Below are 17480 nucleotides of genomic sequence, written 5' to 3'. Positions count from 1 at the left end.
TAACTTTATTAACGAACAACTACTTCATCCTTAGGAAGCATGTCTTGGTAGTGACCGATGACCCGGTCCACACGAAAATGCTCGGCTTCAATTACACGTTTCACACGTTCAGCTGCCAAAGGTACTTGGTCATTGACAATGGCATAGTCATACTCTCGCATCAAGGCAATTTCTTCTTTTGCTTTCTCAATCCGCTGAGCAATAACATCTGCGCTGTCTGTACCACGACCAACCAAACGGTCTTTCAACTCTTCCAAGTCTGGCGGAGTCAGAAAGATAAACACAGCATCGGGCACTTTTTTCTTGACTTGGAGTGCTCCTTGAACTTCGATTTCCAAGAAAACATCTATACCCTTATCCAAGGTCTCATTGACATAAGTGAGTGGAGTCCCGTAATAATTGCCGACATACTCTGCATACTCGAGCATTTGGCCTTGACGGATCAACTCCTCAAACTCTTCACGAGTGCGAAAGAAATAATCAACACCATCAACTTCTCCAGGACGCTGCGGACGAGTCGTCATAGATACAGAATACTGAAACTGATTGTCCGTACTCTCAAAAATCTCCCGTCTTACTGTCCCTTTTCCAACGCCTGAGGGGCCAGAAAAGACAATTAACAAGCCTCGTTCTGTCATCATATCTCCTTCACAGTCTTTCTATCTAGTGTAACAAAATTGCGCTCATATTTCAAGAAGATTCAAAGAGATTTCCTTGATAATCCTCCAGAATTCTGCTAGATTTTAGACGCTTTTATTCATCAAATAAGCCTTGAAGACTGGCGAAAGGACTGTTGGCTTCTTTCTTCTCCATTTGCTGCTTTTGATAGTCTTCCTCCGTCAGCACCTGCCAGTCATTTCCTGTAGGCATACTCGCACCAGCTTCCTCTTCAGGAGTCAAAACTTTTAGCGGAATATGAAGCAAAATATTGTCCGCTACACTGGCTGCCAGATCGATCACATCTCCCTCAAATGGTAGAACCAAATCATCTTCCAGCAAATCTTTTTGCACAGATCCATCTTCGACAGAAGCAAAGACTTCATGAACTGTGTAGGCTTCCTCCCTATCAACTGGAGCCATACTGCGACTAGAAGCGAGGGTAATTTTGTAGGTCAAGGTGTAATCCAAAAAATAAAGCCCATTTTCATACTGAGCCTGACCTCTAGCCACGATCTTCTGGATATCTAACACTTCACGATTACGCTCTTGTAGCTCTTGCGCCAAATCAAACTCTTGATCAAACTGCAAGCCGCCAGCATTTTTCTTAATTTCTTGAATATTTAACATTTCAGCCTCGTTTTACATTATTTCTTTCTTCATTATATCATTTTCTCGACCAAATACCTATACCCCAAACAGCCAATGAAACAACTAAAAAGAAAATCTCTCAGCCAGTTAGACTGAGAGACAACACGTTTTTCCTACAAAGGGGTTATTTTCGGAATTTGAACTGGCTGTAAAGACCAAAGACGACGATCCAGACAGCTGATCCGATTGCGCCCACTACCGTTGACTCTTGTAAGAAAAGAGTAACAAAGACAAAAGCAAAGAAGAGCATGGTCAAAGGATTGAGAAACTTGTAAGCTGGCATGAGATAACCATCTGCCATAAAATCTGGTGACTTACGATATTTAAGGTGGGCCAGCATAGTCAGACCATAGATAGCGATGTAAACACCAGATGAGGAAGCCGTAATCAGAGCAAAGGAGTCTGATACTCCCGGAAGAATCTTGATAAAGGCCGCAAAGGCAATAGTAGCAGCCGAAGCCAAAATCGCATTCTGCGGAACATTTTGCCGAGATAGCTTCCCAGCTCCTATTTTCTCAAGAAAAGGATTGGGCGTATCGTGAGCAATCTGATACAAATGGCGGCCTGTTGAGTAGAGGGTCGAGTTCAGTGCGGAGGCCGCTGAGGTCAGAACCACGAAGTTAATCAAGGCTGCCGCCCATTTGAGACCCGCTAACTTAAAAACGATAACAAAGGGAGAGTCAGCCGTTGCTAGTTTTTCCCAAGGAATGATGGCCATAATGGCAAGGAGAGACCCACCGTAAAACAAGACAATCCGCAAAGGAATTTCTTTGATGGCCTTTGGCAAGACCGCCCGTGGATTAGCTGTTTCAGAAGTGGTAATCCCGATAAATTCAATGGCCTGATAGGCAAAGAATACCATCTGGAAAGCCATGACAAAACTTACAAAGCCATTAGGGAAAAGCTGAAAACCTCGGCCAATATTCCCAAGACTAGCTACCCCGTGAGGCATTTTAAAGCCTGTCAATACCATAAAAACAGCCGTTGCAATCAAAGCAATAATAGCTACAATCTTTATCATAGCAAACCAAAATTCGACCTCGCCAAAGACTCGAACCGCTATCAGATTGACCAAGCTAAGAAGAGCTAGAAAGACAAGCTGAATCATCCAAGCTGGCCAGTCAGGAAACCAGTACTGCACATACTGGGCAACAGCCGTAATCTCAGCCATTCCGATAAAAATCAGAGAAATCCAGTAGGACCAACCAGAAAAATACCCCCAGCCAGTTCCCAAATATTTGGTAATAAAGTTGATAAAGGTATGCTGGTCAGGGTCGTAGTAAAGCATTTCCCCAATCGCCCGCATCATCAGATACATGAAAAGCCCCGTCAGCATGTAAATCAAGATAATAGATGGACCCGTCAAACTAATCGAGCGCCCCGCCCCCAAGAAAAGTCCCGTGCCGATGGTTCCAGCAATGGCTATAATCTGAACATGCCGATTTTGTAAGCCTCGTTTCATCCCGTTCTTTTCTGTTTTCTCGTTATTTTTCAACTCATTTTCACTCATTCAATCATTTCCTTTCACAAATCGCTTTATTGTATCACAATTCAAGCAATTCTGCTAGAAATTCTTTTATTTTTATCTATAAAAGTTAGAAAAAATATTTATTTTTATGCTAAGACCTGTTAATCTTCATCCTATGCTCTTAAAATCGTCTTCTCTCTTGTAGTAGATTTGGCCATGGATGATGTCCCTAAACTCAGTAAATCCCCTACTTCAAACTCCAGCCGCCGTCGATTTTGATAATCTCGCCCTGCATAGCAGCTGCCTTACCGCTTGCCAGAAAGAGGCTGACATCAGCTACTTCTTGAGGAGCCAGCCAGCGCTTGATCGGCGTTTCCTCAGCAACCCAGTCTGCCACTCCGCCTGGCTCAAAATCTGCGGCAGTCATTGCTGTCTTGACAGCGCCTGGCGCTAGGCCAAAGACTTGGATATTTTGATCCGCATAGTCTAGGGCTATCTGCTTGGTCAAGCCAGCTAGAGCATGCTTAGAGGCTGTATAGGCAGCACCGCCGCCACCAGCCAGAAAACTGGCAATCGAGCACATATTAATGATGATACCAGACTTTTTCTCCAGCATTTTCTGAAGGTAAAAACGAGTGATTTTCATGGTTGCGGTCAGATTCAGCGCAAAAATCCGCTCCCAATCCTCGTCACTTGTCTCGTGCAAGGGACGATAATCGTCCAAAATACCGGCCGTATTACAGAGAATGTCCACTTCAGGCAAGCTAGTGAAGAGAGGTGTCAAATCCTCTGTCAAATCCATTTTAAAAAAACGTAGTTCATTTAGAAACCCCGGATTTTCACCCTTATCTACCCCATAAACGCGGTAGCCATTTTCCAAAAAGGTCAGAGCCTGAGCTCGGCCGATGCCCGAGCTGGCTCCCGTCACCAATACTGTCTTAGTCATCTACTTCTACCCAATCTGTCGCGAGCACATCACAAGGAGTCGGACTCCACATAGAGAAGCCCTCCCCTTCGCCTGAAACATTGATGAGGAAATAAGGTGTCACCTCGAGAGCCACCCCATTCTGCTCAATCGTGTCAAAGAGCTGGACGTAGTTCTCTGCCCCACCCCAGCCTGCACGCACATATTTTTTCTTGGCCTTAAGGCCTGGTAAAATTTCTTCAAATGTCATAGTTTTCTCCTTTATTGTCTATAAACCTTGATTTGATAAGGTTTGTGAACCTCTGAAATGAGGTGGTTCTTAAATTTGTTCACCTTTTTGTGGACTTACAGGTCATTTATAGCTTTTTCGTAGTATGAAACAGCCTCTTTTTCTTTGTCCTTGGATAGATGACTATAGATGTCCATGGTCATAGCCAAGGTAGCATGGCCTAACCGGTATTGTAATTCTTTATAGCTGATACCAGCATTGAGCAATAAACTAGCGTGAGTATGGCGGAAGGCGTGGAAAGTAAAGCGGGGTATTCCAATTTCTTTGCAGCGCCGATCTAGGGAATCTTGCCTTGTGGCCATATTCTGATATTCTTTGGTCGGGATAGCAAATACTACGGACGGAGCACGCGCCCCATCTTCTACGAATAGTTGCCGCTGCCTATTTTTGTAGAGCTTAAGCATATTGACTGTTTTTCGGTCAATACTAATCACTCTAACTCCTGCTTTACTTTTAGGCGGGCCTACTAGATCCACCAGCCTATTATAATTCTTTGATATGCTGATGGTGGCATTCTCCAAGTCAATATCAGACCACTCCAGAGCCACCGCTTCCCCAAAGCGACAACCAGTCGCAAGCAGTAGGCTATACAGCACATAATCAAAATAATGACTGTATTTTTTGAATGCCAGCTTCTCCATATAACCTAAAAGAGACTTCAAGTCCTCCGGAGCGATAAACTTGATTGCTTTACTCTCACGCTTTGGCTTCCTGGGCAGGATAATATCCCTCGCTGGATTGAATGGTAGGAGCTGCAGCGAAACGCCATATTTTAAGATACGGCTGTTTATCGAGTGAACCACACCAAAGTGAACCAAGCGTCTGGATAAGTCATTGATGAAACTCTGGATATAACTAGCGGCCAGCTTATCCAGCTTCATCTTTCCAAAGACTGGGACTAGGTGGCTATTCACCATCCTTTCTGTCGCTATGAAGGTTTGTGGTTTGACAGTCAGCCGGTAACTTTCTAGCCATAACTCAGCCAATTCTTGATAATTCTTCACCCGCACAGTTTTATGAACCGTTGACCCGTTCGCTTTAAAGTCAAGCTGCGCGTGCTGGGCTTTGCTCTTGACCTCTTTTCTTGTTCGTCCCGTGATACTGGTCTTTACTTTCTTCCCTGTTACCTGATCCACTCCCAGATAGACACTTGCGCGGTATACGTTGCTACCGTCTTTCTTTTTGACTTCTGTTATTTTCATGATATACCTTTCCATCAGCAGGCAAGCTGTTATTAAAAAGATTTTATATTGAATTAGGTTTATATCATGCTAGGAGGCACGAGAGCCCCTTTATTTTCGATTTTAATGAGTTGGACGATCAAATATACCAGAAAAGAAAACACGCGCTTAAACGGGCTTATATTGCGTTTTAAAACGTGGCATGTTTTGGGTGAATAATCTAGGTCAAAAAATGAGATTGTGAGGATATCAGATTATTTATCTGATAGGTGCTTGATTTGTTTTTCAAAGTCCGAGTTTATCTTTTGGGTTTTGTTAAAAAGTTGATACTCTGCTTTTGCTTTATCTTTGGCAGCCTTGGAAGTGATTTTCCCATGACCTTCTAAAATATCGTATTCTTGGAAAGTCAAAAATCGGTCAATACTTTGGGCTAATTGCTGCATTGTCTGAGCTTTTCTCTGTTCAATTTGCCTTTCCAGATAATCAAAATAGCTAGAGATCCCTCTTTCAAGGGAGCGGATTTGTTTTTCGGTTAGATAATTCTTTGCTATTTGGGTATCTGATTGCAGTATGCGACCGTCAGGGGAGTTTTTCCATGTAGTAAGCCCCATATTGTCCTTTGTATGATCTGCTTTAGCGTAGATGATTTCCGCAGCAGTTTGGCCAGTAATTGCATAATGAAACTTATTCTGTACATCCGCATAGAATTGCTTAGTCAATGTGCTTTGTGGGTCATAGTCGATAGAGATTTCAGCAAAAATATCTGTAATCTGTAACCATATACGGCGCTCACTAGCCCGGATAGAGCGCACGCGCTCCAAGAGCTCACGGAAATAGTCTTTTTCCAGCAAGTTCTCGCCTTGCTTCAGGCGCTCATCATCCATGGCGAAGCCTTTTATCATGTATTCACGAAGTACCGAAGTAGCCCACTGTCTGAAGCGCGTGGCTTTTTGAGAGTTGACCCGATAACCTACGGAGATAATGGCGTCAAGGTTGTAGTAAGTGACTAGGTAATTCTTACCATCGGTCGCAGTTGTTTCCATTTTGGAAATAACTGAATCTTCCTCTAACTCGCCTTCTTCAAAGATATTTTTTAGGTGTTTACTGATTGCAGGAACACCGACATCAAAAAGTCTAGCCATTTCTTTCTGACTAGCCCAGATTGTTTCACCGCGGATAATTACGCTAGCTGTTTCTTGACCTTCACCAGCCGTATAGATTAAAAACTGCAGTTCGTTCATGAGATCCTTTCTAAAAAATTATGAGTAGTTGAGTTACGAGCCTCTAATATGGCGTTGAACTCCGAGCGAACGCCGAGAAATCACGCGCATTGGCGTTAGAATAGGCACTTTCGGCAGCCCTAAAGAAAAATATATGTGCTGAGTTTTGCTATTAAATAAAGTCATATACAAAATCTAGTTTTGTTGGTTTATATAGTTAAAGTTTTGGTGTTCTCTAATTCTTTTTCCATACCTCGCCTTACTCCTGCGCCAAAGAATGACAGATAGATTTTATCCNCTTTTTCCAAGACGGTAGTTTCTAACATATCTTCAAGTTCTCCAGTGCGTTCTAAGAAGTCGCAAAAAACTTTTATTTTATTATTGACTCGAAGTACATTATTTTTTATTACCTCCAATAACTGAGAGTAGAACGCAGTTTTCATCGATACGGGCAGATTGGAAAGGAAACTATAAAAATCTTCTTCATCATACGCATCACTCTGTTCTATGTAAACTAAGAGCCAAAGTTTGAAGCTATCGTCGTCAAGTGGAAAATCATAGTTTTTTGGATGACGATACCAGAGGTTTAGAAAATAATCTTTTTCAGTATTTTTGGTTTTCAGTTTTATTACTACGTAATCAGAGTTCTTTTCTTCGTCGTTTGCTTTAAAATACATTTCCCAAATATACGGAACATATATAAAGAAATCTTTTAATTCAATCCCAAGGTAATTACATAGTTTATCGACTGTTTCAAATTGAACTCCTTTACCAGTGTTTTCAGCTAAAGCCATTAGGGTAGTTTTGGAAATGCCAGTATCTTCATAAACATCTGCTATTTTCAAGCCTCTTTCAGCCATGAGAACTGCAAAATTTGTTTTTATCATTATAATTTCCTCCGTGTCTAAATTATAACTCAAAGCTCAAAAAAACACAATGTATAAAAAAATATAACAGACTATTGACAAATGTTTTCGGATAGTGTAACATGTTGATTATTAGCAAGTACGCTAAAATATAACAATACTCAATAAAAGAGTGTTTAGTTTTGAAAAATAACTTTAGAGTTCTTTTAGCAAAGCAACGCAAAAAAGTTTCAGACGTCTATAAGGCTACAGGGATTTCAAAGACCACGCTTACTAGTTTGTACTATGAACGCACTAAGCGTCCAGATATTGAGACCTTGCAAAAAGTCTCTGAGTATCTAGGCGTAACTGTGGACGAGTTTCTAAAAGTCGAAGATTAAGAAAGGAGCCTCAATGAACCTAGTTTACATGGACGGCAAAAAAGAGCCGTACACAACAAGCGAGATTATCGCTGAATGTGCTGGAGTACAGCACCACACTGTAACACGCCTACTAAGAAATCACAAAGAGCGATTTACGGCGTTTGGATTTTATGGATTTGAAATCCATAAATTGGATGGAAAAGGACGACCTAAAAAGGTCTATCGTTTAAATGAGCAACAAGCTACTCTACTAATCACTTACTTAGACAACACACCGCAAATTGTTGAGTTCAAGACAAATCTAGTAAAAGCATTCTTTGAAATGCGGGACGAGCTAGCAAAGTTTAAGCTGCAGCGTGCTTTAGAAAAGCCAAAGCGCAAGACTTTACATGACAGCATAGAAAGCTGGAGGGAAGCTCCGAAGCATCCGCATAGCACTATCACAAACCTTCTGCTAAAAGGTACTAGCGGCATGAATAAAAAGCAACTGATGGCAGCGCGTGGCGGTCTGACAGGTATCGATAGCTTGACCAGTACTGAGCTTGTCAGATACCAAGCCTTGGAAGATATGGCTATCGCTATGATTAACCTAGGCATGACCTATCAGGATATTAAGTCCATGGTCTTCAGACCAAAAGAAAACGCACCACAAGGCGCGTGAGAGCAACAAAAAAAGGCTTACCGAGACCAATCAGCAAAGCCTTTCACACTATCACTAAAACATAATAAACAAGCAGGCAAGCTGTTATTAAAAGGGTTTTAGTAAAGATTTATACCTAGATTATAGCATATCTAGGACACTTTGACAATATGGAGAGCGCCAACTCTTAAAACTGGTATCACTTTCCAAGCGTTCGCCAGCTTGGGGCAATCGCCCAGCGTTTGGGGTGGTGAAAAAATCCTGTATAAGAAACAACCACCAAAAAGCAAGGATAAAAGAATCATGAATAAAAAAACATAGGGAGTTATCAAAATGAGCGAACTACTAGGTGCAATTTTAACACTACTACTTTTCTTTCTGTCTGGCGTATGTGCTGAGCTGTTTCACTCCTGGGCTATTGCTTACAGACGCCGAGGGTATATCACCAAACGGCAACTCAGAAAGATGGAAAAATGGCTTGAAACAATGGAGGGCAGAGGATGACGGATAAAACAAATGATATTCTAGTAGACTACGAAGGGCTTTGCGGAGAGTTAAAGGACATTCTGGAGGTTTTAGAATTAGCTAGCGCAGAGGAGGGGCAGAGAACTTTTCCCCTACTCCATACAGCTAACCATGCTCTAAAACAACTTATCTCAGAACACGATGCCCTAGCTGACAAATACCGAAAGGAGGGGGGCCATGACGGAGCTTGAAGAAAGAATTTTGAGACTGATACCAGTAGGGGCGGACGAGCCACGCGCAGGGCGAGATATTGCCAATGTACTGGGGCTGGAGATGAGAGCCTTACGAGATCATATTCTTCGGCTTATCGTTCGCTATGGTATTCCTATTGTGGCCAAACGTGGGGCAGGTAACGGCTACTACATCCCTGCTAATGATACTGAACGCCTAGCAGGTATCAGGGAACTAAAAGCTCAGTATGACACAGAAGGAAGGCGTCTAGATGTGCTAATTAAAGCTGATTTAGAAAGCTACAAAGAGCTGCTGAAGGGAGCTGATCAGAATGTTTAGTCTCAGCAAAGAAAGTGAATATGAGCTAACTCATGGCGTTCTGGAGCTTGTGGAGAACTATCTAGAAGCGCGTGAGAGGACCAAACCACGCTTGACAGGGTTAATTTCATCCCAGCAAGCAATGGACGAACTGGACATAAAATATAAGACACTACAACGGTGGGAAAAAGCGGGTCTAAGGCGATACAAGCCACCGCTAGAGGACGCTAGAAAAGTGTATTACAGGGTTAGCGAACTTTTAAAATTTTTGGGGGTGGAAAATGGCAAGGTATAACATACATCCCGCCCAAGGTGGCGGCAAGTATCATGATATGAAAATCTATAAGGATCGGCAGCCTAAACCTCTTACACACGAGGAACAAAAACGCTTAAAACGCCTGAAAAAGAAACGGAGAAAGGGGCGATAGGATGGCCATCTATGAAAGCCGAGGATTTGGATCACTAGTTCGGCCATATAAAGGCACACTAGAGCCGTTTGATTATGTTGCACAGTTTAACCCCATGTCAGCCCCAGAAGGTGCAGATATTGAGGAATACAAACGAACTGCAGCGTCCTACTGTCTAAGCGGCAAAGTGACCCCAGAAAAAAATGGCAGCTATCGCAGAAGTAATCAAAGTTTAGTGTATCGTGATTTGATTTTCCTTGACTATGACGAGATACTGAGTACGTCTGAGGACTTCATAAAAGCTGTTTCTAGTGCTCTTTTTGGCTACTCCTATATTTTATACCCTACTATCAAACATTGCTTAGAAAAGCCCCGTTTTCGCCTTGTGGTGAAGCCTGACAACGTGATGAATGAGTCAACCTATAAGCAGGTAGTCAAGGAGATTGCTGACAAGATAGGGCTACCCTTTGACATGACCAGTCTGACCTGGTCACAACTCCAAGGGCTACCAGTAACCACTGGAGAACCATCCGAATATCAGAAAATTGTCGAGCATGGCCTAGATTATCCAGTCCCCAAGGTTGAACCAAGAGCGAAGCAAGAAACTACGGAGCGTTACAAGCCTAGAGCAAGTGGCCAGAGGTCAATGACTATGAGAATCATTGACACGCTTTTTAATGGCTTTGGAGACGAGGGAGGGCGTAACGTGGCAGTGACACGATTTGTAGGCTTACTCTTTAACAAGTTGGTTGATTGTGATCTAGAGACCGCCTACGAGCTTACAAAGATAGCCAATAGCGTGACGGCTGAACCTTTACCAATCGAGGAACTAGACCGTACTTTCAGCAGTATAGCACGGGCAGAATATAGAAAGAGAGAGTAGAACCATAGAACTAGAAGAATTGGAAAACCTAAAAAGTGAAATCTTAGAGGTTAGAGAGAAAGAGCAACCCCCTAGGACGATGAAGGAGCTTGAAAATCGTATCTTTCGGGCTGGTGAAGAATGGCGGGCAGAACATACTGAAACAAAGGTAAACGAGTCCACAGGGGACGTTACCGAGAAGGTAGCCATGCCCCAAACCTTCACCGTTGCTAAAATACTAAGCGATATTGTCACGTTTACTTTTATCAGTAAAAGCAACATAGCAGACTATAGCCTACTCTATATCTATGATTTAGACGAGGGTATCTATACCGCTAGTAATGACTTGTTTAACCTATTCTGTAAGACTTTTGACGTGAGAATTAAGCCTAGAGAGTGGCCACAGATTAAGTTAATGGTTAGGACATTGACCAAGATTAAGAAACCGCTGGAGAGTGCTAACCTTGTCCCCGTCAAGAATGGCATTATTGACCTAAGAACTAAGGAGCTACTAGCATTTAGCCCTGACTATGTCATTACAAGCAAGATCAGTACAGCCTACCACGCGCCTACACGAGTTCCGACCGATAGGGAAGGAAAGACATTTGACGATTGGTTAAACTCAATCGCTTGTAATGATACTGAACTGGTAACACTGTTTTGGCAGATTATCCTAGAGGCTATCAATCCTAACCACACCCGAAACAAGTTCGCAATCTTCTACGGGGACGGTAACAATGGTAAAGGGACATTTCAGCGCTTCCTTATCAATCTGATAGGAGAAAGCAATGTATCAGCATTGAAGCCCGCCCAGTTTGCTGAAAAGCATAACTTGGAAACGCTAGTAGGTAAAGTTTGCAATATTGGAGACGAAGCCCCAAACGAATACTTAAAAAATCCGTCTGATCTAATGAGTATCACTAGCGGGGACACCGTGCTAGTCAATCCAAAAGGGCGGCCAGCTTTTGAGGCTACTTTTAAGCTCTTTAATATTTTTTCGGGCAACTATATCCCCAACGGAGGCAACAAGACTAAAGGCTGGTATCGTCGAATTATGATCGTCCCTTTTAACGCTGACTTTAACGGGGAAAAGGAAAAGCCTTGGATAAAAAACGAGTTTTTAGCAAATAAGGACGTCCTAGAATATGCCTTATACAAAGCTATCAATCAAGAGCCATTTACTCACTTTATCGAACCTCAAGCAGTCAAAGACCTGTTAGAAGAATACCAAGAGGATAATGACTACTTACTTTCATGGGTTAAGCATGAATACATGGAAAAAGGTTGGCATGAGCTGGACGTAGTGCCTGTATTTATAATGACCAGATCTCTGAAACATTATGCTGAAGATATGGGAATACCTAAGCCAAATGTTTACGGGGCAGGAAAAGAGACGATAAGACACTTACAACAGTTAACACCTAATAAGTATCAACTTAAAAAAGCTCGTGTTAGGATTGAAGATTTTGATAAACTAGATCCGTTGGAGTTTGAGAGACCGAAACTGGGGCGAGTAAATCACGCTATAACTAAAAAAGAATAATGTTGACCTTCTCATAATGCTCTAAACCATTGATACGACTGGGTTTTTACAAAATTTGTTGACCTTCTTGTTGACCTTGCTTTGAAGAAGGTCAACATCTTAAAGCCTTGATACTACTAATTTTATGTCCTTTATGTTGACCTTGTTACCTTCTTTTTAACTCTCTATATAGAGAAAAAAGCAGTATTTATATATAAGGGATAAGGACTTCAAAAGAAGGTCAACATGGTAACAAAACGACCTAAAGCCTTGTGGCAGTAAGGCTAAAGTATGTTACCTAGAAGGTAACAAAATCACTAAAGAAGGTAACAAATTGAAGAAAAGGAGCTAAAAAAATGAAAATCAAGATATTTTATCAGCAACAGAAGCAAAGCCTGCAGGAATTCGAAGCTCAAATCAATAACTTTATGGCAAGTGTTGAAGTTGTGGATGTAAAATGCACTGAAGCAACTGAGGGTGACTATGAGAATTTGAGTGCAACATTGGGGCTACTGGTCCTATATAAAGAATAAGGAGGAAGCCCATGACAGAACCAGCATACTTTGAACAGGCAGATCAGGAACTGGAGGAACTCAATCGCAAACGTGACGATTTTATGGCGGATGCAACACCAGTATGTCTTGCAGATACGCCTAAACTGATTGAACTAGGTGAGAAGCTCCAGATGGAAGACGCCAGCATAAACGCCTATGAATTATACAGACACCCTGAAGCGCGTGCAAAGTTATTCGCCCAAATCGCGGAAGCCTGCTTCTTACTGATTGCAGATAGCTCACCAGTACCAGTGCAGCCAACACAAGCACAGCGGATCCATTTTTGCGAGTACCTAGAAGGGCAGTTCCAGAATATCATTAAGAAGTTGATTGCAAGCACAGACAAGCAAGCTCTGGAGTCTTTACTTGAAGCCTTGCAACTGCCCAAAGAAAAACAAGCTCAGTTTATCCGTAATGTGGTAGTAAGCGGCTTACTCAGTGAAGAATAGCAGCAAAAGGGGCAGTGCCTCTTTTTGTGGCTTAATTGCTACTTATCCCAATAGATTTGGGTTTTCTATATATAGGTATTTGGAGCAGATGGAAACTATAAAATCAATAGCTGTAGAGACATTTATAAAGCCATTGAAAATTAAAAATCTAACCCATGGCATAGCTGAGTTAGACGGCAGGAAACTAGAAATAGACTTAGATAATTTATGTATCACCCTTGGCAAAGACTACTTTGATTTAGATAGAATACCAGGGACTAAGGGAGGCTATCGCTACTTCTTTCTATGCCCTATTTGTGGTCGGCGGTGTAGAATACTTTATAAACGATATTTGCTCTATGGTTGCGGATCATGCCAGAAAATACATAAGTCAACCCTGAACCGCAGTAAGACAGATTGTCAATACTATTGGGAGAGAGCACTGAGAGAGGCTAGAAAGGTAGAACCGGGTTGGAGTCCTAAACGTGGCGGGTATATGTTTGACGCTTTTCCTGAACGACCAAAGTATATGAAGTGCGCTAGGTACTATAAGCACTATCAAAAGTTCCTGAACTATACTAGAAAAGGGGATAGTCTTTGGCTGAATGGTTTGGGTAGATTGAGGTAGCTTCTCGGCAACTAAACGGAATAGCTAAAGCTCTAAAAAATACCAGTTTTTAGGTTATGCTGCGCGTGATCAAAGCTCGAGCGAACATAGAGAAAATGCAAAATATCCCCTGTCATTTATCAATCAGAGAAGGAACAAATATCTCGCCTTATCTGTTTACAACATGCTTTCAAACATGGACAATTATGGACATAACCCGCCAGTCGTCTAAAATACAAAAAGCCAAGGCGCTCCGCCTTAGCTTGATCGATTCATGCTTCAAAAATGAAGTTATAGAGTTGAACAACCTTCTGAAAGCTCGGTGTGTCCATGGTGGTGATTTTTTGCGCCTGACGTTCTCGAAAGTCGAAGGTATAAAGCTGGAGCGGATTCACTGAGCCGTCTACCTCAGAGGATAGAACAGGAACCAGCAAGCCTAGCTTTTCTAGTTTCTTCTGGCCATGCGTAACAGGGCAGACGGCAACGAAGCCAGTGCGTTCTGAGTATTCCTTACGAGATACCACCACAGCAGGGCGGCGCTTCTGTATCTCACGCCCGACAGATGGATCAAAGTCTATCCAGATGATATCCTGCTTTTCTGGGATATAGTTAGATTTCGCTGTCAAGTAGTTTCACCCCTTCAAAGTCATTTTCCATACGGAGATCAGCCACTTCAGAGAATGGATCTGCAATCTTTGGAGCTAGGACAATCACATTATCAACGCCCTTGTAAACGACCATTTCTTGACCTTCCGGGACATCAAGCGACTTTGGAATGGTCACAGTCAGAGAGTTCCCAACTTTACGGGTTTTTACTGTATTCATTTCTTTTCTCCTTTGCTTGTATATATCAAGTATATACAAAAACAGAGAGAATAGCAAGCAAAAAGCCAGCCTTGCGACTGACTCCTTGGTATAGATTTGATAGATTTATTATACCACAAGAGGAGGCTAAGGCATGACACCAGAGCAAGTAAAAGTAAAGTTAGAAGGTATTAGATGGTTAGATAAAGAGATTCAGAGTTTGCAGTTAGAACTTCAGTATTTAGATCAAGGTTTATTTAAAAAATCAACTCTGACACAAACCAAAGTCCAGACTAGTAGAGTGAACAATACGGAGAATGAACTTGTCTATGTTTTAAAGTTGAAAGAAGATATACAAAACAGACTTTCCAATCTAATCAAGGAACGTTCAGAAACTTCTAAACTCATTGACAAGCTGAGTGATCCTCTTGAAAGGTCAGTATTGCGGATGTCCTATGTCAATCACTTGGAAATCTGGAATATCGAAGACGAGATAGAAAAGTCAAAAACTACAATTTACAGAATAAAGAGTTCAGGAATAAAGAAGCTTGCTAAGCTCATGGATGATAGAGCTTCTAAACTTACTTAACAAAGCAACTTCTTTCGCTGCTTGCCTTTTGGCCAAATGCTTCAGGCTATCACTTATACTGTTCAACGTTCGGAAATTACCCCCTATTTTTTTGAACGGGGCTATATTGTTTCAGTTTTAAAGGACGCGGCCTTTTCTGTGCGAAAAATTCCCTTTTTGAAAATTTTAAAGCAGAAAGAAATGCGGTATTATTAGGCTTTTAAGTTGATTTTTTAGCTATAAGGCTACCCATTGACTAAGGATATTTATAAAAACAACCTAGTACTGACAAGTTATTACACATTCCTCCAGTTATCGTGAGGATGAAGCTACGCACGATCGAGCCGAGAGTAGACCAAGAAAGATTTTCATTTTTTAATTGAACAAGGAGCGAACAAAGAGGACTGCAAATATCGAGAGTAATAAAAGATTAATAACATCAAAGGCAGGGGCTATGGGCCTACCCTCTACTCTTTACGGCCTTCACACCATCACTATACATTTTTTCACGGAACAATTAAGAAAAGGAGTATGCTTTTTACGGCCGATATGGACATAAGGATAAGAATAATTCTTCACAGATTTAGATTAAGAGGAAATATGATATAATCGAGATATAAAGGATAGAGGTTGAAAAGTATCCGCCTCCAACGCGCCACTTAGCTAGTGGGTCGAGAAATGCGGGCGACATTCGGCGGTCCCGCCTATCCTTTCTTATAGCTAGCCCTTAGAAAAAATCTAGGGGCTTTTGTGAGGTTATAACTCTACAAAGCATGCACCTCATGATATAATATATCTATCAGCAACTCCACAAGTAATTAAAAAGCACCTTGTGGGGTGCTAGTTCTTGCCTGCTGAACTCATTTAATTTTGCGCCCTTTTTGAGGGCTTTTTTGTTCACCTTTTTGTGGACTCCTGAAGAATATCAAAGATGAACTAATATGGGTATTCTTGCTATAAACCGCTATAAATCACTGTAAAGAGACACTAAAGAATATATAAAATCATGGTTTTTCTAAATTTCTTCAAATGTCATGATTTTCTCCTTTTGTTTATTGGTAATCATTTACAAATTTGCTGTTAGCAGTCATAGGTAAGTTAAAGCTTCTTCTCCATCTCCACAAAGAGGTGAATATCGCCATTGCTTTCCTGCGGAATGCGCCTCACCACTTCAAAGCCCATGTTGAGATACAGCTGCTGGGCTCGGTGATTGAAGTCAGCCACAGATAGGCTTAGGACTTGGGGCGCAAAATTTGCTATGATAAAGTCCAGAATCTCCTGCAGAAATGCTGCGCCCTGGCCTTTTCCGCAGTTCTCCGGCCTCATCCCCAAACCAAGCTCCAAAGTTCGCTCTCCTTTCTGCTCTAAGCAGAAAAATCCATAGAGTTTCCCATCGCGCATAACTTGATAATAACGGTCTCCACGCGCTTCTGGAGAGATTACTTCTTCATAATCCTCAAAATCATTTTTCATATCATAAAAGTCATAGGGCGCCTCGTAATGCCAGTCGTTAGCAATTTCCAAAGCATGCTGCTGGGTTAGCAGTTCAATCATCATCTACTCCTCCCTTCTCTAAAATTCCCAATAAAATCGTTTCTGGTCTGCTTTTTCGCTGCAGCCGAGGCTGCGATAAAATTCATGGGCTGATGAGCGGGAAATGCCTGAATTAATCCGAATTCCTGTGTAGCCTGCCTCTTTTGCCTCTTCACGCAAAGCTTGCATCAGCGCTCTGCCATGTCCCTGCCCTTGAAAATCCTGAGCGACGGCCAAAGCCAAGAGATTGAGCAAGGACGGGAAATAGAGACAGTCGTAGCTAGCCGCATGAGCGTAACCTATGACCTGTCCGTCTTCTTCAGCAACCAAAATCAAATGCTGGTCATTCTCTAGCAGCCTCTTCAGTTGCGCTTCCGTCGCTTCCCTATCGAAATCATAGCCCAGACACTCATCATTGAGCCGCTGAATGGCTGCAGCATCTCTTAGTTTTACTTTACGAATCATTTGTCACCTCGTTCTTCTCTTTATTATAGCAGAAAAGCAGTCTCTTTGACTGCTTTCAATAAACTATTCTCCCATCTGTCCCTTCAACCAAGATTCCGCCTCTTCTAAAGGCTGGTCTGTTAGATCATCGGGCTGGATTGCCTCATTTTCAAGAGCTTATTTCCATCTTTCACTCTTGGAAAACGCAATCATGAGACCAGAACCAGCTAGAACCGCTAAAATGACAAGACAGATATTTTTCAGAGGATAGAGCCAGTCTTTATTTTCCTCATGCCATCTTGACTTCCAAAGCCCAACATAGTCAGCACTCATATGTTCAGGTTGATTCATCTGGATATTAATTACAATGGCTAGTAAGATAAGGGCAAGCAAAGCAAGCGCAAACAGCCAAACTTTCTTCTTTTTCGTTAGGTTAAAACTCTTCATTCTTTTCTCCTTCTACGTTCTGTTCAGAACA

General features: G+C 42.0%; 24 protein-coding genes. 11 read left to right on the top strand and 13 right to left on the bottom strand.

The window, feature by feature from the left end; translation table 11 throughout:
• Window positions 1–8 precede the first annotated feature (8 nt).
• The 8 genes from gmk to D8793_RS05900 all read right to left on the bottom strand — a co-directional run bounded on the left by gmk (window position 9) and on the right by D8793_RS05900 (window position 7251).
• Window positions 9–641: a guanylate kinase gene (gmk, locus tag D8793_RS05935; protein WP_185761046.1), complete on the bottom strand. Its 633-nt coding sequence runs from the start codon at window positions 639–641 to the stop codon at window positions 9–11.
• A gap of 112 nt (window positions 642–753) precedes the next feature.
• Entirely contained in the window at window positions 754–1287 is a 534-nt protein-coding gene (locus tag D8793_RS05930; protein WP_125371540.1) for a DUF177 domain-containing protein, read from the bottom strand.
• Window positions 1288–1432: 145 nt separating this feature from the next.
• Window positions 1433–2818: an amino acid permease gene (locus D8793_RS05925; protein ID WP_185761045.1), complete on the bottom strand. Its 1386-nt coding sequence runs from the start codon at window positions 2816–2818 to the stop codon at window positions 1433–1435.
• Between the two features lie 205 nt (window positions 2819–3023).
• Window positions 3024–3722: a 3-oxoacyl-ACP reductase gene (locus tag D8793_RS05920; protein WP_005590941.1), complete on the bottom strand. Its 699-nt coding sequence runs from the start codon at window positions 3720–3722 to the stop codon at window positions 3024–3026.
• On the bottom strand, window positions 3715–3951 hold the full coding sequence (locus D8793_RS05915; RefSeq protein WP_061601320.1) for a DUF2829 domain-containing protein: 237 nt from the start codon (window positions 3949–3951) through the stop codon (window positions 3715–3717). Before D8793_RS05915 ends, D8793_RS05920 begins: the two co-directional genes overlap by 8 nt.
• Before the next feature lie 95 nt (window positions 3952–4046).
• Window positions 4047–5192 (bottom strand): tyrosine-type recombinase/integrase, encoded by a 1146-nt coding sequence (locus tag D8793_RS05910; RefSeq protein WP_125371539.1) that lies wholly within the window; start codon window positions 5190–5192, stop codon window positions 4047–4049.
• Between the two features lie 233 nt (window positions 5193–5425).
• Complete coding sequence (rhuM, locus tag D8793_RS05905) at window positions 5426–6412, bottom strand: RhuM family protein (protein WP_125371538.1); 987 nt, start codon at window positions 6410–6412, stop codon at window positions 5426–5428.
• Between the two features lie 188 nt (window positions 6413–6600).
• Window positions 6601–7251: a helix-turn-helix domain-containing protein gene (locus D8793_RS05900; RefSeq protein ID WP_446677589.1), complete on the bottom strand. Its 651-nt coding sequence runs from the start codon at window positions 7249–7251 to the stop codon at window positions 6601–6603.
• 188 nt (window positions 7252–7439) lie between these two features.
• On the opposite strand from D8793_RS05900, the gene D8793_RS05895 reads away from it, so the two are divergent.
• From D8793_RS05895 to D8793_RS12165, 10 genes are all read left to right on the top strand, one after another.
• Window positions 7440–7637, top strand: coding sequence for a helix-turn-helix domain-containing protein (locus D8793_RS05895; RefSeq protein WP_125371536.1), 198 nt, complete (start codon window positions 7440–7442; stop codon window positions 7635–7637).
• 13 nt (window positions 7638–7650) lie between these two features.
• Window positions 7651–8280: a Rha family transcriptional regulator gene (locus D8793_RS05890; protein WP_125371535.1), complete on the top strand. Its 630-nt coding sequence runs from the start codon at window positions 7651–7653 to the stop codon at window positions 8278–8280.
• A 479-nt stretch (window positions 8281–8759) separates the two neighbouring features.
• A complete protein-coding gene (locus D8793_RS05885) occupies window positions 8760–8975 on the top strand; it encodes a hypothetical protein (RefSeq protein ID WP_125371534.1) in 216 nt (71 codons plus the stop codon).
• Complete coding sequence (locus D8793_RS05880; RefSeq protein ID WP_125371533.1) at window positions 8962–9294, top strand: DNA-binding protein; 333 nt, start codon at window positions 8962–8964, stop codon at window positions 9292–9294. The genes D8793_RS05885 and D8793_RS05880 overlap by 14 nt, the downstream gene beginning before the upstream one ends.
• On the top strand, window positions 9287–9568 hold the full coding sequence (locus D8793_RS05875) for an XRE family transcriptional regulator (RefSeq protein ID WP_125371532.1): 282 nt from the start codon (window positions 9287–9289) through the stop codon (window positions 9566–9568). Before D8793_RS05880 ends, D8793_RS05875 begins: the two co-directional genes overlap by 8 nt.
• Window positions 9569–9702: 134 nt before the next feature.
• Window positions 9703–10563, top strand: coding sequence for a primase alpha helix C-terminal domain-containing protein (locus D8793_RS05870; RefSeq protein WP_125371531.1), 861 nt, complete (start codon window positions 9703–9705; stop codon window positions 10561–10563).
• Between the two features lie 19 nt (window positions 10564–10582).
• Window positions 10583–12085, top strand: coding sequence for a DNA primase family protein (locus D8793_RS05865; RefSeq protein ID WP_125371530.1), 1503 nt, complete (start codon window positions 10583–10585; stop codon window positions 12083–12085).
• Window positions 12086–12420: 335 nt separating this feature from the next.
• Entirely contained in the window at window positions 12421–12597 is a 177-nt protein-coding gene (locus tag D8793_RS11880) for a hypothetical protein (RefSeq protein WP_185761044.1), read from the top strand.
• Window positions 12598–12608: 11 nt separating this feature from the next.
• Entirely contained in the window at window positions 12609–13067 is a 459-nt protein-coding gene (locus tag D8793_RS05860) for a hypothetical protein (protein WP_125371529.1), read from the top strand.
• A 97-nt stretch (window positions 13068–13164) separates the two neighbouring features.
• Window positions 13165–13674, top strand: coding sequence for a hypothetical protein (locus D8793_RS12165; RefSeq protein ID WP_260471154.1), 510 nt, complete (start codon window positions 13165–13167; stop codon window positions 13672–13674).
• 251 nt (window positions 13675–13925) lie between these two features.
• Here D8793_RS12165 and D8793_RS05850 read toward each other — a convergent pair whose 3' ends face one another.
• Entirely contained in the window at window positions 13926–14279 is a 354-nt protein-coding gene (locus D8793_RS05850; protein WP_062198914.1) for a type II toxin-antitoxin system PemK/MazF family toxin, read from the bottom strand.
• Entirely contained in the window at window positions 14263–14478 is a 216-nt protein-coding gene (gene mazE / locus D8793_RS05845) for a type II toxin-antitoxin system PemI/MazE family antitoxin (RefSeq protein WP_125371527.1), read from the bottom strand. The genes D8793_RS05850 and mazE overlap by 17 nt, the downstream gene beginning before the upstream one ends.
• 133 nt (window positions 14479–14611) lie before the next feature.
• On the opposite strand from mazE, the gene D8793_RS05840 reads away from it, so the two are divergent.
• Window positions 14612–15046 carry a DUF1492 domain-containing protein gene (locus tag D8793_RS05840; RefSeq protein WP_125371526.1) on the top strand — a complete coding sequence of 145 codons (435 nt, stop codon included), beginning with the start codon at window positions 14612–14614 and terminating at the stop codon, window positions 15044–15046.
• A 1077-nt stretch (window positions 15047–16123) separates the two neighbouring features.
• Here the strand turns inward: D8793_RS05840 and D8793_RS05835 are convergent.
• From D8793_RS05835 to D8793_RS05825, 3 genes are all read right to left on the bottom strand, one after another.
• On the bottom strand, window positions 16124–16582 hold the full coding sequence (locus D8793_RS05835) for a GNAT family N-acetyltransferase (protein WP_125371525.1): 459 nt from the start codon (window positions 16580–16582) through the stop codon (window positions 16124–16126).
• Between the two features lie 15 nt (window positions 16583–16597).
• Complete coding sequence (locus D8793_RS05830) at window positions 16598–17023, bottom strand: GNAT family N-acetyltransferase (protein WP_125371524.1); 426 nt, start codon at window positions 17021–17023, stop codon at window positions 16598–16600.
• A gap of 156 nt (window positions 17024–17179) precedes the next feature.
• Window positions 17180–17449 (bottom strand): hypothetical protein, encoded by a 270-nt coding sequence (locus D8793_RS05825; RefSeq protein ID WP_125371523.1) that lies wholly within the window; start codon window positions 17447–17449, stop codon window positions 17180–17182.
• Between the last annotated feature and the right edge of the window lie 31 nt (window positions 17450–17480).

It is taken from the genome of Streptococcus cristatus, from assembly GCF_003943465.1.
Classification (GTDB): Bacteria; Bacillota; Bacilli; order Lactobacillales; family Streptococcaceae; genus Streptococcus; species Streptococcus cristatus_C.
Note: the sequence above shows the minus strand (reverse complement) of the source record. Positions and strands in the feature narration are given on the sequence as shown.

Bases quoted from the DNA above. Each gene is read 5' to 3' on its own strand.
- gmk (WP_185761046.1), bottom strand. From the start codon at position 641: ATGATGACAGAACGAGGCTTGTTAATTGTCTTTTCTGGCCCCTCAGGC.
- D8793_RS05930 (WP_125371540.1), bottom strand. From the start codon at position 1,287: ATGTTAAATATTCAAGAAATTAAGAAAAATGCTGGCGGCTTGCAGTTT.
- D8793_RS05925 (WP_185761045.1), bottom strand. From the start codon at position 2,818: ATGAGTGAAAATGAGTTGAAAAATAACGAGAAAACAGAAAAGAACGGG.
- D8793_RS05920 (WP_005590941.1), bottom strand. From the start codon at position 3,722: ATGACTAAGACAGTATTGGTGACGGGAGCCAGCTCGGGCATCGGCCGA.
- D8793_RS05915 (WP_061601320.1), bottom strand. From the start codon at position 3,951: ATGACATTTGAAGAAATTTTACCAGGCCTTAAGGCCAAGAAAAAATAT.
- D8793_RS05910 (WP_125371539.1), bottom strand. From the start codon at position 5,192: ATGAAAATAACAGAAGTCAAAAAGAAAGACGGTAGCAACGTATACCGC.
- rhuM (WP_125371538.1), bottom strand. From the start codon at position 6,412: ATGAACGAACTGCAGTTTTTAATCTATACGGCTGGTGAAGGTCAAGAA.
- D8793_RS05890 (WP_125371535.1), top strand. From the start codon at position 7,651: ATGAACCTAGTTTACATGGACGGCAAAAAAGAGCCGTACACAACAAGC.
- D8793_RS05885 (WP_125371534.1), top strand. From the start codon at position 8,760: ATGACGGATAAAACAAATGATATTCTAGTAGACTACGAAGGGCTTTGC.
- D8793_RS05880 (WP_125371533.1), top strand. From the start codon at position 8,962: ATGACGGAGCTTGAAGAAAGAATTTTGAGACTGATACCAGTAGGGGCG.
- D8793_RS05875 (WP_125371532.1), top strand. From the start codon at position 9,287: ATGTTTAGTCTCAGCAAAGAAAGTGAATATGAGCTAACTCATGGCGTT.
- D8793_RS05870 (WP_125371531.1), top strand. From the start codon at position 9,703: ATGGCCATCTATGAAAGCCGAGGATTTGGATCACTAGTTCGGCCATAT.
- D8793_RS11880 (WP_185761044.1), top strand. From the start codon at position 12,421: ATGAAAATCAAGATATTTTATCAGCAACAGAAGCAAAGCCTGCAGGAA.
- D8793_RS05860 (WP_125371529.1), top strand. From the start codon at position 12,609: ATGACAGAACCAGCATACTTTGAACAGGCAGATCAGGAACTGGAGGAA.
- mazE (WP_125371527.1), bottom strand. From the start codon at position 14,478: ATGAATACAGTAAAAACCCGTAAAGTTGGGAACTCTCTGACTGTGACC.
- D8793_RS05840 (WP_125371526.1), top strand. From the start codon at position 14,612: ATGACACCAGAGCAAGTAAAAGTAAAGTTAGAAGGTATTAGATGGTTA.
- D8793_RS05835 (WP_125371525.1), bottom strand. From the start codon at position 16,582: ATGATGATTGAACTGCTAACCCAGCAGCATGCTTTGGAAATTGCTAAC.
- D8793_RS05830 (WP_125371524.1), bottom strand. From the start codon at position 17,023: ATGATTCGTAAAGTAAAACTAAGAGATGCTGCAGCCATTCAGCGGCTC.
- D8793_RS05825 (WP_125371523.1), bottom strand. From the start codon at position 17,449: ATGAAGAGTTTTAACCTAACGAAAAAGAAGAAAGTTTGGCTGTTTGCG.